The sequence below is a fragment of the Marinobacterium sp. NO-S09 genome, assembly GCF_059179545.1.
The window spans coordinates 1,706,358-1,721,529 of the sequence record NZ_CP168954.1; the positions used below are offsets into that span (position 1 = coordinate 1,706,358).

Consider the following 15,172-nt stretch of genomic DNA (forward strand, 5'->3'; position numbering starts at 1 on the left):
GATCCACCCAATTACAGGAACTGTATGAACACCGAGTATTGCCCGCCTGATTCAACCTTGTCACTCAACGCCCCTGAGCACCCGGTGCCCGAAGGGGATTCCAATGTTATCGATACCGACTATGTTATTGGCCAGGACAACATGACTGCGGGCTGGATGGGGCTGAAGGTCGACCTGCACAGTCAGGTGTTTGTCTGGTCGTCGGTTGTCATCCTGTTTTTTGTCGCCGTTACGCTGGGCTTTCCCGATGCAATGGGGCAGTTCTTTAACGATACGCGGAGCCTGCTGACCAACAGCCTCAGCTGGGCATTCATGCTGTCGACCAATCTCTTTGTCATTCTGGCAATTGCCTTGATCTTTTCACCGCTGAGCCGTGTGCGCCTTGGGGGTACCGAAGCGCGCCCCGACTTCGGCTATCTGGGCTGGTTTGCCATGCTGTTCTCTGCCGGTATGGGCGTTGGTTTGATGTTTTACTGTGTCGCAGAGCCCTTGACCTATTTTGGCGATCTGCGCAGTGGCACTGCCGGCCCTCTGGGACAACAGCTGGCCAATGCGGATGAAGCTCGCTCACTGAGTATGGCGACGTCGATTTTTCATTGGGGCCTGCACCCCTGGGCGACCTATGCCATCGTGGCTCTGGCTCTGGCTCTGGCTCTGGCTCTGGCTCTGGCTCTGGCTCTGGCGCTGGCGCTTTTTGCGTTCAACAAGGGGCTTCCCCTGACCATGCGCTCCATCTTCTATCCGGTGTTGGGTGAGAAAATCTGGGGGTGGCCCGGCCATATCATCGATGTACTGGCGGTATTCGCGACCTTGTTTGGCTTGGCGACCTCCCTGGGGCTGGGAGCCTCTCAAGCCTCTGCAGGGCTGCATTCGCTGTTTGGCTTGCCGAACAATAACACCACGATGGTGCTGCTGGTGGTGGGGATTACCGCCGTGACACTGGTGTCAGTGATTGCAGGTGTTGAAAAAGGGGTGCGTCTTGTGTCCCAGGCCAATATGACGCTGGCCTTCCTGCTCATGTTTTTTGTCATTATCTTTGGTCCGACGCTGTTGATAGCATCCGGGACGCTGAACAACCTGGGTGCTTACTTGAATGAGCTGCCACTGTTATCCAATCCTTTTGGCCGTGATGATCAGGCGTTTATCAATGGCTGGACGGCCTTTTACTGGGCCTGGTGGGTCAGCTGGTCACCCTTTGTCGGCATGTTCATTGCGCGCGTATCCCGTGGCCGCACCGTACGTGAATTCCTGATCGCGGTACTGCTGGTTCCAACACTGGTATCGGTTGTCTGGATGAGCTCCTTCGGTGAAACCGCTCTGCATCAGCTGGCGCAGGGATATCAGGGCGCACGGGACGCAGCACTGGAGCTGCAGCTGTTTGCCATGCTGGAGCAGCTGCCCCTGTCATCGCTCACCTCTCTGGCTGGCATTGTGCTGGTCATGGTGTTCTTTATTACTTCATCCGACTCAGGGTCACTGGTGATTGACTCCATTACATCCGGTGGCAAGGTGTCATCACCCAAAACTCAGAGGATTTTCTGGGTTGTGATCGAAGGCGCCATTGCCGTGGCCTTACTACTGGGCGGTGGTTTGACGGCACTGCAGGCGGCGGTGCTGATCACGGGTGTTCCCTTCATGTTTGTTGTCTTGATTTCAGGCTACTCGGCCTATCAGGGGCTACGCAGCGAGCCCCGGATTTAGGCAATCGACAGCCTTGGCCTGTGGTGTATGTTCAAGAACCGGACCTGGTCAGGTTCTTGAGCAGGTCCCCGGATATCTGCTTCATCAGCGTCTGTTTCTTGCCTGCGGCAGGCAGAGGGCGGCACAGCTCCATCGCCATCAAGCCGGTGCGGGCGGTGAATAGCCCAGCGCCCAGGCCCTGACCGGCACGGGCGGAAAGCCCGGAGGTCAGGCTGGTGCCCAGCAGGGTTGAGCCTGCATCCATGGCCAGGTCGCTCAAGCCGGCAAAGGCGATGTTGTGCAGGACACTGCGAACCAGTTTGATTTGCGCGCTGGCGCCGGGGGCAATGCCGTAAATCGACATGATCTCGTTGAGCATGCGCAGGTTGCGCCAACCGGCCAGCAGCATGTCGAAACTGGCCCAGGGGCTTACCGCAACCAGCATGCCGGCTTCGACGCTGTGGCGCTGAATGCAGCGCCTGGCCTGGGCGTCCTGCTTGCCCAGTGCGTGTCTGGACAGGAAGTGCACCACTTCGGCATCGCTGTAACTGGAATCCACCTCGTGGGTCTGTTGCAGAATCTGTTCAGCGTCCGGGTGGCTGCGGTAATGCTGCTGCAACCGGTTCAGAAAGCGGGCCGCTTGTCCCTGACCGGTGCTGGCGGCCAGCTGCTCCGCTTCCTGCTTCAGATCAGCACTGGCCTTGAGTTGTTTCAGCCCCTTGAAGCTGCGTCTGATTTGTAGTGCCAGGCCGCCACCTGCAACAGCCAATAGTGCGGATACCAGGCCGCCTGCCACGGGGTGAAGGGCAAAACTCCACTCCAGTAAACGGTAGAGTTCACTACCCACGATGGTGGCCAGGAGCAATGCCAGACTGACACCAAACAGCTTACGGCCCCAGCGCCGCCTGGGCGGACGAGCAGGGGCAGAAACCAGCGGTTCCGCCAGGGGCTCGGGCTCCGTTTCTTCCGGTGCAAACTCCTGGGCTGGTGTGAACGTCGCGTCAGATGAGGTTTGAGTATCCAGCTGCTCAGGTGTGATAAAGCGTGGGGCCGTCCACTCGTGTTCAGTGGGCTTCATTTCAACAAATCTCCTGTCAGATACTCCAGCGCCTGATCCAGTCGAATATGATGCTCCGGTTTCAGCCCTGTCCGTGGTAAGGCGCGGGGAGCAAAGTCGATAAAGCGGAAGCGTGCATCATTCCAGTCCTCGGGCCTTGGCAGCTCCGTCGGGATTTCGCCTGGAAACAGGGCGACTTCTTCGTCACTTTCTTTACGGTAGCCGCGCAGACAGGACAGTACTTGGCCATCCAGTTTTGCCTGCACCGCCTCGGTAGAACGAACGGATGCCAGCGCCATGCAACTGGTGGAGACGCCGTCAAAGCGCATCTCGCGTCGGGCATCCTGAATCATCAGTTCCAGGAATCGGTCCAGGTTGTGGTGCTGGTTGGCAGTCACGTGGTCCGCTTTGGTTGCGGCAAACAGCACGCGGTTGATACGCGGGCGGAACAGGCGCCGCAGCAGGCTGTTACGACCGTATTGGAAGCTTTGCAGCAGCCCGTTCAGGGCCTGCTGCATATCGTTGAAGCAGGCCTCGCCCTGATTCAGGGTTTTCAGGCAGTCGACGAGTACGATCTGTCGATCAAAGTGACGGAAGTGGTTCTCGTAAAAGGGGCGAATAACTTCGTCCTTGTAGCGCTCAAAGGCATCCTTGAGGCGCGCGTAGAGGCTGTCCGGAGCGGCTTGTTCAGCATTCTCAGGCAAAGACACAAGCATCGGGAATAGATGCAGCAGAGGGCTTCCTTCCAAGTCGCCCGGCATCAGCAGGCGCCCGGGCTGCAGCAGGCTGAGGCTGTGGGGAGACTCTCGCAACTGTTGCAGCAGGTCGTGAAACAGCCGACTAAAACGGGCCTGCTCCTCATCGCTGCTTGGCGTCATCCAGTCGATCGAGCGCTGCAGCTCCAGAAATTCCCTGGCCACTTGAGCGCGAGGGGCATCCGCAAACAGCGCTTGTTGCTGCTGGCACCACTGCTCAAAGCTTAAGTTGAGAAGGGGGAGGTCCAGCAACCATTCACCCGGATAGTCGATCAGGTCTATATACAGTGTGGAGTGTTCACCCAATGCGCGGCCAAGCCCCGGTGGGCGGCGATATTTGACCGCCAGCCGCACCTCTGAAAGCTGTTCAGTGGAAACGGGCCAGTGGGGTGGCGAAGCCTGGAGCCCTGCCAGTGTTGATTGCAGTGGGAAAGGTGTCTCCGCTTCGGTACTCAGGTCGCGTACGCTGAGGATGCGTCCTTCCGCCGAGGGCGTGAAAAACGGCAAGGATGTACCCTGGTCTGCATGGAGCAGATGATGGGCCAGAGTGCTGATGAAAACGGTTTTACCGCTGCGGCTCAAGCCCGTAATCGCGAGCTTGACCCTCTGTTCCAGGCCGCGTTCGACGCGGGAGCGAACCTGCTCGGGAAGTTCTTTCAGCCCGCTTTTGTGTGCCAGTGTCTGCAGTCGTTTGGTCAGGTTCATCCATTACTCCTTGAGGCTTCCCTACAGTGTGACAGGATTTTGCTGAAATGGAGCTGAAATCAGGCCGTCGGGATTTTAATCGATCGTGTGAAGGTCATATTCCACTTATTGCCAAAGCTGTATATAGTCGCGCCTGCAATGGAAAAGGACTTCCATACCAGCGGGCATCTATTGCCTGTAAACCCCTGCGTGCCTGTCGCTGTGGGGTCCTCTCTCCTCTGCTGCTTCGTTTACCCATCTGATAAAGGAATAGTGATGATTTCCGTAAATGAACTGCGTCATCCGAAAGAAAAGCTCTATCGTTTGATCTGCATGGTGATAGGCGGCCTGATTTGGGCCAGTTTGCTGTTGGGCACCATGTTCTCGATTCTGGTTGTGTTGTTGCCGCTGGCTCTGGCGTTGTGGCTTGCGGGGCGTTTTTTCAGAGCGGCCCTGTTTGGTAACTCTGTACTGGTTGATGAGCAACAGTATGCGGGTCTGAACGCCATGGTTAAGGATGTTGGCCAGCAGCTGGGCATGAGCCGCGTGCCTGAAACCTTCGTTGTGAACTCGGGTGGTATGACCAACGCCCTCGCAATCAAGTTCCTGTCTACCAGCTATGTGCTGTTGTTTTCCAGTCTGGTAGACCTGCTGTGGGAAGAAAAAAACCATGACCGTGTCCGCATGATTGTTGCCCACGAATTGGCACATCACGCCGCCGGGCATGTGAACTTCTGGATTGACCTGCTGATGAAGCCGGCCATGTTCGTTCCTTTCCTGGGTTCCGCCTATAGCCGTGCCTGTGAGCTGACGGCCGACCGGGTTGCGGCTGCTTGCATTCCGGCTAATCGTGAAGCGGCCGTTACCGCCATGATCACACTGGCGTCAGGTAGCCAGGTGCTGACACCGCATACCAGTGTGGAAGCGTTCAAACGACAGGAACAGAAGATTCCGTCCGGTTTCGGTTTTCTGCAGGAGATTCTGTCTTCCCATCCGCGTATGACCAAGCGCATTCTGGCGATTGAAGCTTTCTACGATAGTCGCACCGTGCAGCCGGTCGCTGCTCAGGCTGCTTAAGCCAGGGGACAGGTACCATAAAAAAGCCCCGGCAGAGCGATCTGCCGGGGCTTTTTAGTACTGAGGAGCGCAGGCTCTATCAGTGTTTTTCGAAGTACTCGCGTGTCAGCTTGAACACCACCGGGCTCAACAGTGCCAGTGCGATCAGGTTGGGGATCGCCATCATGGCATTGAGGGTATCAGCCACCAGCCAGACGAAGTCCAGGCTCAGCGTGGCGCCCAGCGGAATCGCGATGATCCATGCGATGCGGTAAGGCGTTACGGCCTTGAGGCCAAACAGGAACTCGATGCAGCGCTCGCCATAGAAGGACCAGCCAATGATGGTGGTGAAGGCAAATACCGCCAGAGAGATTGCGACCAGGTAGTTACCGAACGACGGCAGTGCGGTGGCAAAAGCCTGACTGGTCAGGGCTGCGCCGGACTCACCGCCGGTCCAGGCACCGGAACTGACAATAACCAGGCCGGTAATGGTGCAAATCACCAGCGTATCCAGGAAGGTGCCCAGCATGGCGACCAGACCCTGGCGAACCGGGCTATGTGTCTGCGCTGCTGCGTGTGCAATCGGCGCTGAACCCAGGCCGGCTTCGTTGGAGAACACGCCACGTGCCACACCAAAGCGCAGGGCCGCCCAAACAGCAGCACCGGCAAAACCGCCCTGAGCCGCGATGGGAGAGAAGGCGTGGGTGATGATCAGGTCAAGCGCCTGCGGCAACAGGTGGGAATTGATCGCCAACACCACCAGGCCCGCAATCAGGTAGGAAATGGCCATCAGCGGTACCAGCGCGCCAGCTACATGGCCGATACGTTTGATACCGCCAATCAGTACCGCACCGACCAGCACGGCCATAACGACACCACTAACCCATGTGGGAATGCTGAAGTTGGCATGTAGTACGTCTGCCACAGAGTTGGATTGCACTGTGTTGCCGATACCAAAGCCCGCGCAGGCACCGAAAATGGCAAAGAGTACGCCCAACCAGCTCCATTTCTTGCCCAGACCGTTTTTGATGTAGTACATGGGACCACCCACGTGCTGACCATTTTCGTCAGTCTCTCGGTAACGCACCGCCAGAACCGCTTCAGAGTACTTGGTCGCCATGCCGATCAGGGCCGTAATCCACATCCAGAACAGTGCGCCAGGGCCGCCCAGGAAGATAGCGGTGGCAACGCCGGCAATATTACCGGTACCCACGGTTGCGGACATGGCGGTCATCAGTGCCTGGAAAGGTGGAATTTCACCTTCTTTCTCGTCACCCGTTTCCGTGGTGCGTCCGCCCCACATCAGTTTGAAGCCCGTACCGAGCTTGAGAATGGGCAGGAGTTTCAGCCCGATGGAAAGGAATAGGCCAACGCCGAGAATCAGCACCAGCATGAGAGGGCCCCAAACGACCCCGTTGATTGCGGAAATTATGGATTCAATCGCTTCCATTTTGTCTGTGCCTCCGTCAGCGAAAAGGAGCAATAGCACGCTCCTCAGACATGTAGATCTGTTAATTGAGCAGGCCCAAGGCAGGTCCGAGGGTACGAGCGCCCGTAAGGCAGTTAATATGCCAGAATTGAAAATAACTGGCTATTTCAGCTTTTATCAGCTCAATTCGATATTTTTTTTGCTAGCAAAGCCTGTTTTGGGCTTTTTTTCTGTTACGCAGATGCAGCTGCTTCAGGTTTGAAGAGCCCGTGCGCAATGGTGGGGCAGAAGTCCAGGGTCAAGACCTGAAAATGCACTGGTGTGGTGCAGTATAGGGGGTGAGCATGGGCTGCTTAATAAAGGAGTCCGCATAGCTAGTATCTTCTTTTTTATTATGGTGATGTAGATGCGCGGCTAATACTAGCGATGTGGCTCAATCCGTCAAAGCTAAAGTTATGGAAAATGCCACTAAAACAGAAAATTTAACTATTGGCATCAACCGGCAGTATATGCCGCTCTTTGACCTCTTCCATCACGATATAGGACTTGGAATTTTTGACGCCAGGAAGCGTCAGTAGCATGTCGCCCAGCAGTTCGCGGTACTGGGACATATCGTGAAGGCGCGCCTTGAGCAGATAATCGGCATCGCCGGAGACAAGGTGGCATTCAAGGATATAGGGGAGAGTGCTGACCGCACGGTTGAAACGCTCGAACGCATCCGGTGACTGATAGGACAGTGCAATCTCGACGAATACCAGCATATGGTAATCGAGCATTTCAGGATCCACGGTAGCGCGGTAGCCGGTAATGACGCCATCACGCTCCAGGCGCTTGACCCTTTCCATGCAGGGGGTTGTGGACAACCCGACACGCTCGGCCAGGTCGGTGTAGGAGATACGCCCTTCCTGCTGCAGGATGGTCAGAATATTGCGATCAATACGGTCGAGCTTACGTTGTCTGGGTGATTTGGCCACGGAAAAGCCTGCCTTTCTACTGTACCTGCAACAAGTTTTAATCCTTTTGCCCGATAAAGCAAAGTTGGATTGCCTTTGGCCAACGGACACAGGGGCACCGTCGGGCAAAGCATGTTACTATCTGCGACCGGATTTATCGGCAAAATGTCGGCAAATAATTTCGGCAAAACCTATCGGTACAGTTGAACGAGGCAGCATGAGCTATCAGGTTCTGGCCCGCAAATGGCGGCCAAAACGCTTCTCTGAAATGGTCGGGCAGGAGCATGTGCTCAAGGCGCTGGTGAATGCACTGGACGATGACCGCTTGCATCATGCCTATCTGTTCACCGGTACGCGCGGGGTGGGCAAGACGTCTATCGCACGTCTGTTTGCCAAATCACTCAACTGTGAACAGGGGGTCTCCTCTGAGCCCTGTGGCCAGTGCAGCGCCTGTGTGGAAATCGCGGAAGGCCGTTTTGTAGACCTGATCGAGGTGGACGCGGCGTCCAGAACCAAGGTGGAAGACACCCGCGAGCTGCTGGAAAACGTGCAGTACGCCCCCACCCACGGTCGTTTCAAGGTATACCTCATAGATGAGGTGCACATGCTGTCGACCAGCTCTTTCAACGCTCTGTTGAAGACGCTGGAAGAGCCGCCCCCCCACGTTAAATTCCTGCTTGCCACCACGGATCCGCAAAAACTGCCCATGACCGTGCTGTCGCGCTGTCTGCAGTTCAACCTGAAGAACATGACCGCCGAGCGCATCCAGCGCCACCTCAGCTTTGTGCTGAGTGAGGAGCAGGTCGAGGCCGAAGAAGCGGCGCTCTGGTTGCTGGCTCGCGCTGCCGACGGCTCCATGCGCGATGGGCTCAGTCTCACCGACCAGGCCATTGCATTTGGTGCCGGCGCCGTGCGCGAAGCCGAAGTGCGCGCCATGCTGGGGACCATTGATCAGCATCTGGTCTACACGATCATGCAGCAGTTGGCTGCTCGTGACCCGGCGCAGGTATTGGCAGCGGTTCAGTCCCTGTCCGAGTTTGCGCCGGATTATCACAGCGTGCTCGGCGACATTCTCAGTCTGTTGCATCGAGTGGCATTGGCGCAGGTACACCCGGCAGCGGTCGATAACAGCCTGGGGGACCGCGATCAGGTGATGGCGCTGGCGCAGCAGATGCGGCCTGAAGAAGTCCAGCTGTATTATCAGGTTGCCCTGATGGGGCGCAAAGACCTGCCCATGGTGCCCGAGCCACGTGAAGGTCTGGAAATGGCGCTGCTGCGCATGCTGGCATTCCGCCCGGCAGACTCGGCGCCGTTGGCCAATGAGCAAGCGGTTGCAGAGACGGCAAGCCCGACTCCTGTGGCACCACAGGCTGCTTCTGCAGCACAGCCTGCCGCACCGACACCGACACCGACACCGCCACCTGCACCTGAGCCGCGTCCTGCACCTCCTCAGCCGGCGGCCCCCGTACAGCCGGCACCCGCTTCCTCGCAGCCGTCGCCGCCACCGATGGATGAGCCACCGCCCTGGGAGGATCTGCCGCCGGACCTGGATGAGGGCACGGCAAAAAAGCCTGACCCGGCTGGCGTTTCCAATGTGCAGCCGGTGGCGGGCAACACCCGGACAACGACCGGTGCACCCGAGTCGGTTTCGGCACCTGTTGTTACGGACGCTGCTGCCAAGCCATCGGCTCCCGCACCGGCGACGTTGTCCAGGCCGGTTTCCCTGCCCGAGTCGGATGAAGATCTGAGCGGTGATCGCTGGGCGGCCATTTTGCCGGAACTTGGTCTAAGCGGCATGGTCGAGAGTATCGCCCGTAACCTGTCGCTGGAAGTGGATACGCCCGAGCGTCTTTGCTTTCATTACACTCGGGAACAGGAGGCGATGCTCAGTAGCGAGCGTCGGGAGCGGATCAGCGCTGCCATTGTCCAATGTCTGGGAGAGCAGCCCAGTATCGAGTTTCAGCAGGGCAAGCAGACGAAAGAAACCCCGGCACAGCTGGCGCAGCGCCGACGTATTGCGCGTCAGGCCGAGGCGGTTCGCTCCATTGAGAACGATGACAAGGTTAAAGAATTGGCGCAGCAGTTTGGCGCGCGTATTGAATATGAGTCGGTTCGACCGATTGATTAATCTATCTAGTTGGAGATTATCACCATGATGAAAGGTGGCATGGGGAACCTGATGAAACAGGCCCAGAAAATGCAGGAAGACATGCAGAAGGCGCAGGAAGAAGTCCAGCGCGCTGAAGTCGAGGGTGAATCCGGTGCCGGTCTGGTGAAGATCACCATGAATGGCCGTCATGACGTCAAGGCTGTGGAAATTGATGCCAGCCTGATGGAAGAAGAGAAAGAGATCCTGGAAGACCTGATTGCGGCTGCGGTTAACGATGCCGTGCGCAAGGTTGAACAGAACACTCAGGAAAAAATGTCCAAAATCACCAGTGGCATGGGTATGCCGCCGGGCTTCAAGATGCCGTTCTAATCATGAGCTTGAGTCCTCTACTGCAGGAACTGATTACCAGCCTCCGTGTACTGCCGGGCGTGGGGCCAAAGTCGGCTCAGCGCATGGCCTTGCATCTGCTTGAGCGTGACCGCCAGGGGGCTGTCAATCTGGCCGGTGCGCTGGAGGCGGCTGTCGAGCATATTGGTGAGTGCGAGCGCTGCCGTAACCTGTCCGAGCAGCCCGTCTGCGGGATTTGTGAAGACAGTAGCCGGGACCGTCACGTGGTCTGTGTGCTGGAATCGCCCGTTGACCTGATGGCAGTGGAGCAGACCGGTGGCTTTAATGGCCTCTACTTCGTGCTCAAGGGCCACCTGTCGCCAATTGACGGTGTCGGTCCTGACGAGCTGGGGCTGGACCGGTTGTTTGCACTGGTCGAAGCAGGTGATGTGACTGAGCTGATCCTGGCCACCAACCCAACGGTGGAAGGCGAAGCCACGGCGCATTACATTGCCGAGCAGCTGGACGAAAATGCGGTCAACATCACCCGTATCGCTCATGGCGTACCGGTGGGGGGAGAACTGGAATTTGTCGACGGTGGTACCCTGGCGCACGCCTTTGCCGGTCGTCGATCCTTGCGTCGGGGGCGCGATGACTGATCTGCTGCAACGCTACGACTGGAAACGCCTGGAGCAGGCGGCGTCCAGCCCAGTGCATATCCGAGACAATGCCCAGCTTAAGGCCTGTGCCGAGCGTTGGCTGACACAGCCGGTACTGGCATTGGATACGGAGTTCATGCGCACCGAAACTTTCTATCCGATTCCCGGCTTGATCCAGGTGGCGGACGACGAAGCCTGCTACCTGGTGGATCCGCTGGAAGTGGATGATTTTGCGCCTCTGGCGCAGGTGCTCTCCCATCCGGATGTGCTCAAGGTTGTACATGCCGGCAGTGAAGATATGGAGCTCTTCCGCCATAGCTATGGTGTATTGCCCAGTCCGCTGTATGACACCCAGGTTGGTGCGGCGTTTGCCGGCTGGGGCTTCAGCATGGGGCTGCGTCGCCTGGTTGCCCATGCTCTGGACGTTGAGCTGGACAAGGAAGAGACCACTTCCGACTGGCTGCAACGCCCGCTCACGCCCGAGCAGGAGCGCTATGCTGCCCTGGATGTGGCGTATCTGCCGACATTGGCACTGATGCAGCGCCATGAGCTTGAGCAGAAGGGCCGTTTGTCCTGGGCTGAAGAAGCCTGCGCTGAAGTGGGGCAGAATGTAGCCGAGCAGGACGAAGCAGATCCGGATACTTACTTCCAGCGCTTCAGTCAGGCCTGGCATTTCGATGATGTCCGACGCGCTGCCTTGCGTGATCTTTCGGCCTGGCGTGAGCGAACCTGTCGCAAGCGGGATCTGTCGCGTAATCGACTGCTGCGCAATCAGGTATTGCTGGAAGTGGCCGAGCGCCTGCCGCAAACCATCAACCAGCTGGACAAGATTGTGCAGCGCGGGCGCGTCATACGCGAGTATGGCGAAGAGATTCTGGCGCTGGTGAAAGCGGCACCCGAGTCGGCGAGTCAGCGGCCTCCGGCACAAATCGACCGTCCCTTGCACTATGTCTGGAACAAGCGCCTCAAGCAGATGCGAGCCACGGGTCGCAAGGCGGCTGAAAAGCACCAGGTGCTGCCGGAGGTTCTGCTGCGTAAGCGTGACCTGGATGCGCTGATTCGCTCCTGCGATGATCAGGGACACTACCACCTGCCACCCAGTCTATCCGGCTGGCGCAAGGCTCTGGTGGGGGATGCGTTGCTGCAACAGATTGAACAGTTTGATAAGAGTTGAATGAATGAAAATTGTCAGTGTTTTCAGAAGTAGCCGTAAGGACGAGATGTACCTGTACGTGGATAAGCGTGATCAGCTGGAGCGAGTCCCCGAAGCGCTGCTGGAGATGTTCGGTAATGCCGAGCATGTGATGGATATGCCGCTTAAAGCAGATCGTAAGCTGGCGCGGGTGCAGGATACCCAGAAGCTGCTCGATGAGGTGGGAGAAAAGGGTTATTACCTGCAGATGCCGCCACAGAAGGAAGAGTACATGCTGGACCTGTTCAGGAATCGTCCTGAAACCGGAGTGCGTTAAGCATGGCTCAGGAAGTATTCTGGCGGCGTAAAACGCTGAGCGAAATGACGCGCACCGAGTGGGAGTCACTCTGTGATGGCTGTGCGCTTTGCTGCCTGCATAAGGTGGAGGATGAGGACACTCAGGAGGTGTTTTACACCACGGTGGTCTGTCATCTGCTGGACACTGACAACTGCCAGTGTACCGAGTATGAAAACCGCTGTGAGCTGGTGCCCACCTGTATCCGCCTGCAGCCTGAAGATGTGGAGAACTTCGACTGGTTGCCGGTGACCTGCAGCTACCGTTTGATTCACGAAGGCAAGGACCTGCCCGAGTGGCATCCGCTGTTGACCGGCAAGCGCAGTTCCGTGATCGAAGCCAACGCCTCGGTACTCAGCGTCTATGAAGTGATGGACAACGAGATCAGTGAAGACCAGCTGATTGACTTCGTTCTCGACGAAGACTGATCCGTGCCGCAGGCGCTGGTCACGCCTGTGCTGCTTTCTAGGTTAAGGGCTCCCCGTAGACCTGCTCCTCCAGGCCGCACATGGCGGTCTGTACATACTCCAGAAAGGCCCGCATAACCGGTGTCGGGTGTTTGGCCGCCGGGTGTACCGTGCACCAGGAGCGGCGTAACGGAAAGCCCTCAATATCTAGACAGGCCAGCTGGCCCAGCTTCAACTCCGCCTGGATGCTGAGCCTGGGCAGCACCGCAACCCCCAACCCCGCCAGTACCCCGTGTTTAATCGCCGCATTCGAGCCCAGTTCCATGTGTGGCTTGAGCATCAAGCGCTTCTGGTGGCACAGCTGCTCCAGTGCCTTGCGTGTGCCGGAACCCGGCTCACGAATCAGCAGGTTCGCATCGAGAAAGGTTTGCGGCTCAACCGAGTCCAGGTTGAGTAGCGGAGTATCGGTGCGCACCACTGGCACCAGAAGGTTATCCAGAAACGGAATGCTGTGCAGGGCACCGGACTCGGGTGGCATCCCCATGATGACCAGATCATCCCGGTTTTCGGTCAGGCGTTGGGTCGCACGGGCGCGGTTAACGATCTCCAGGCGCACATCAATATGGGGATATTGCTGCAGGAAACCCTTAAGCAGATAGGGAACTACATACTGGGCGGTGCTGACCGCTGCCAGCCGCAACTCTCCGCGTACCTGACCCTCCATCTCGGCCAGTTCCATCTGTAACCGTTCAAGATCGGCGAAGATCGTGCGCGTTACCCCTTCCAGTCGTTCACCGGCAGCGGTGATGTAGAGCTGCTTGCCGACATATTCAAATACCGGCTGCCCCAGCGCCTGTTCCAACTGACGAATCTGGGAACTCACGGCAGGCTGGGTCAGGCCCAATTGTTCAGCGGCACGGCTATAGCTCAGGTGCTGATAGACACTTCTGAACACCTGTAACTGGCGAAATGAAAGGCGTGGCAGCAGGCGCGAAAGTGAGTAAGGCATAGGTGATAAGTGTCTAATTTTGATGTGAAAAGAGCTATTTATAAGTAATAGGTTATGCTCTATAGAAAAAATATCAATTTTTTCTTTTGTTTTCCCTGTACTAACTTCGGATGCATTGAAGCATTCAGCAGGGAGACGATCCATGCTCAAAAAAATTCTGATAGCCAACCGTGGCGAGATCGCCGTCCGCATTGTGCGGGCCTGTGCGGAAATGAATATTCGCTCGGTGGCGGTGTATACCGAGCCTGATCGCCATGCATTGCATGTGAAGCGTGCCGATGAGGCCTATTCATTGGGCGAGGATCCGCTGTCCGGCTATCTGGACCCGCGCCGTCTGGTCAACCTGGCTGTGCAGGCAGGGTGTGATGCCATTCATCCGGGCTATGGCTTTCTTTCAGAGAACAGTGAGTTCGCCAGTATCTGTGCCGAGCGTGGCATTACCTTCATTGGCCCCAAGGCTGACGTCATTGCCGGGATGGGGGACAAAACCCAGGCGCGAGCCAGCATGATTGCCGCGGGCGTACCTGTGACGCCAGGGTCTGATGGCAATTTGTCCGGCCTGGATGAGGCGCTTAAAGTGGCAGGCGAGATCGGGTATCCGGTGATGTTAAAGGCAACCTCCGGTGGTGGTGGTCGCGGTATTCGCCGCTGTGACTCGGCCGATGAGCTGCGCGCCCAGTACCCGCGTGTGATTTCCGAGGCCACCAAGGCGTTCGGTTCTGCTGAGGTGTTTCTGGAGAAGTGTATCGTCGACCCGAAGCACATCGAAGTGCAGGTGTTGGCTGACTCCCGGGGTGAAGCGATTCATCTCTATGAGCGTGATTGCTCCATCCAGCGCAGAAATCAGAAATTGATCGAGATTGCCCCCAGCCCCCAGTTGACCCCGGAGCAGCGCAACTATGTCGGTGAGCTGGCGGTGCGTGCGGCCAAGGCGGTGGGCTATGAAAATGCCGGCACGGTGGAGTTTCTGGTGACTGGCCATAAAGTCTACTTCATGGAGATGAATACCCGGGTCCAGGTCGAGCACACCATCACAGAGCAGATCACCGGGGTGGATATTGTTCGTGAGCAGATCCGTATTGCTTCAGGTTTGCCTCTAAGCTATCGCCAGGAAGATATCAGCTACCGCGGTTATGCTCTGCAGTTTCGTATCAATGCGGAAGATCCCAAGAACAACTTTCTGCCCAGCTTTGGCCGTATTACCCGTTATTACGCGCCGGGCGGCCCGGGTGTGCGGACAGATACCGCAATCTATACCGGGTACACCATTCCACCCTATTTCGATTCCATGTGCCTGAAGCTGGTGGTCTGGGCGCTGAACTGGGAAGACGCCCTGGATCGTGGCGCCCGTGCTCTGTCGGATATGCGTCTGCAGGGTGTGAAGACCACTGCCGCCTATTACCAGGAAATTCTGCAGAACCCTGATTTCCGCAGTGGCCAATTCAACACCAGCTTCGTGCCCAGCCATCCCGAGCTGTTGAACTACTCGGAGAAAAGGGACCCCAGTGAAGTCGCGCTGGCGATTGCGACTGCGATTGCAGCTTATGCCGGCCTTTGAT

The 15,172-nt window shown here is 57.3% G+C and carries 14 protein-coding genes; 9 read left to right on the plus strand and 5 right to left on the minus strand.

Translation table 11 applies throughout. The annotated features are described in order from the left end of the window. Positions 1 to 24 precede the first annotated feature (24 nt). A complete protein-coding gene (locus tag O3C79_RS08030) occupies positions 25 to 1,701 on the plus strand; it encodes a BCCT family transporter (protein ID WP_494385511.1) in 1,677 nt (558 codons plus the stop codon). Between the two features lie 31 nt (positions 1,702 to 1,732). On the opposite strand, the gene O3C79_RS08035 is transcribed toward O3C79_RS08030, so the two are convergent. Together O3C79_RS08035 and O3C79_RS08040 are read right to left on the minus strand one after the other, a co-directional pair. Continuing rightward, positions 1,733 to 2,758: a TIGR01620 family protein gene (locus O3C79_RS08035; RefSeq protein WP_494385512.1), complete on the minus strand. Its 1,026-nt coding sequence runs from the start codon at positions 2,756 to 2,758 to the stop codon at positions 1,733 to 1,735. Beyond that, positions 2,755 to 4,197, minus strand: coding sequence for a YcjX family GTP-binding protein (locus O3C79_RS08040; protein ID WP_494385513.1), 1,443 nt, complete (start codon positions 4,195 to 4,197; stop codon positions 2,755 to 2,757). The genes O3C79_RS08035 and O3C79_RS08040 overlap by 4 nt, the downstream gene beginning before the upstream one ends. A 255-nt stretch (positions 4,198 to 4,452) precedes the next feature. Between O3C79_RS08040 and O3C79_RS08045 the strand changes: the two genes are divergently transcribed. Further along, positions 4,453 to 5,253 (plus strand): M48 family metallopeptidase, encoded by an 801-nt coding sequence (locus tag O3C79_RS08045; protein ID WP_494385514.1) that lies wholly within the window; start codon positions 4,453 to 4,455, stop codon positions 5,251 to 5,253. Between the two features lie 79 nt (positions 5,254 to 5,332). Here the strand turns inward: O3C79_RS08045 and O3C79_RS08050 are convergent, their stop codons facing one another. Both O3C79_RS08050 and O3C79_RS08055 read right to left on the minus strand, forming a co-directional pair. Further along, positions 5,333 to 6,682: an alanine/glycine:cation symporter family protein gene (locus O3C79_RS08050; protein WP_494385515.1), complete on the minus strand. Its 1,350-nt coding sequence runs from the start codon at positions 6,680 to 6,682 to the stop codon at positions 5,333 to 5,335. A 461-nt stretch (positions 6,683 to 7,143) separates the two neighbouring features. Further along, positions 7,144 to 7,635, minus strand: coding sequence for an Lrp/AsnC ligand binding domain-containing protein (locus tag O3C79_RS08055; RefSeq protein WP_494385516.1), 492 nt, complete (start codon positions 7,633 to 7,635; stop codon positions 7,144 to 7,146). A gap of 196 nt (positions 7,636 to 7,831) precedes the next feature. Here O3C79_RS08055 and dnaX point away from each other — a divergent pair, with 196 nt between their 5' ends. Genes dnaX through O3C79_RS08085 form a run of 6 tightly spaced genes read left to right on the plus strand, consistent with a single transcriptional unit; the run spans position 7,832 to position 12,625 of the window. Beyond that, a complete protein-coding gene (gene dnaX, locus O3C79_RS08060; protein WP_494385517.1) occupies positions 7,832 to 9,742 on the plus strand; it encodes a DNA polymerase III subunit gamma/tau in 1,911 nt (636 codons plus the stop codon). A gap of 24 nt (positions 9,743 to 9,766) precedes the next feature. Beyond that, a complete protein-coding gene (locus O3C79_RS08065; protein ID WP_010323374.1) occupies positions 9,767 to 10,093 on the plus strand; it encodes a YbaB/EbfC family nucleoid-associated protein in 327 nt (108 codons plus the stop codon). A gap of 2 nt (positions 10,094 to 10,095) precedes the next feature. After that, positions 10,096 to 10,710 (plus strand): recombination mediator RecR, encoded by a 615-nt coding sequence (gene recR, locus O3C79_RS08070; RefSeq protein ID WP_494385518.1) that lies wholly within the window; start codon positions 10,096 to 10,098, stop codon positions 10,708 to 10,710. Continuing rightward, entirely contained in the window at positions 10,703 to 11,884 is a 1,182-nt protein-coding gene (gene rnd, locus O3C79_RS08075; RefSeq protein ID WP_494385519.1) for a ribonuclease D, read from the plus strand. The genes recR and rnd overlap by 8 nt, the downstream gene beginning before the upstream one ends. A 4-nt stretch (positions 11,885 to 11,888) precedes the next feature. Further along, a complete protein-coding gene (locus tag O3C79_RS08080; protein ID WP_494385520.1) occupies positions 11,889 to 12,179 on the plus strand; it encodes a YcgL domain-containing protein in 291 nt (96 codons plus the stop codon). Between the two features lie 2 nt (positions 12,180 to 12,181). Then, the gene (locus O3C79_RS08085) at positions 12,182 to 12,625 is read left to right on the plus strand and encodes a YcgN family cysteine cluster protein (RefSeq protein ID WP_494385521.1); all 444 of its coding nucleotides are present in this window, start codon (positions 12,182 to 12,184) and stop codon (positions 12,623 to 12,625) included. 37 nt (positions 12,626 to 12,662) lie between these two features. Here the strand turns inward: O3C79_RS08085 and O3C79_RS08090 are convergent, their stop codons facing one another. Beyond that, positions 12,663 to 13,613, minus strand: coding sequence for a LysR family transcriptional regulator (locus O3C79_RS08090; protein WP_494385522.1), 951 nt, complete (start codon positions 13,611 to 13,613; stop codon positions 12,663 to 12,665). A 142-nt stretch (positions 13,614 to 13,755) separates the two neighbouring features. Here O3C79_RS08090 and O3C79_RS08095 point away from each other — a divergent pair, with 142 nt between their 5' ends. Next, positions 13,756 to 15,171: an acetyl-CoA carboxylase biotin carboxylase subunit gene (locus O3C79_RS08095; protein ID WP_494385523.1), complete on the plus strand. Its 1,416-nt coding sequence runs from the start codon at positions 13,756 to 13,758 to the stop codon at positions 15,169 to 15,171. Position 15,172 lies beyond the last annotated feature (1 nt).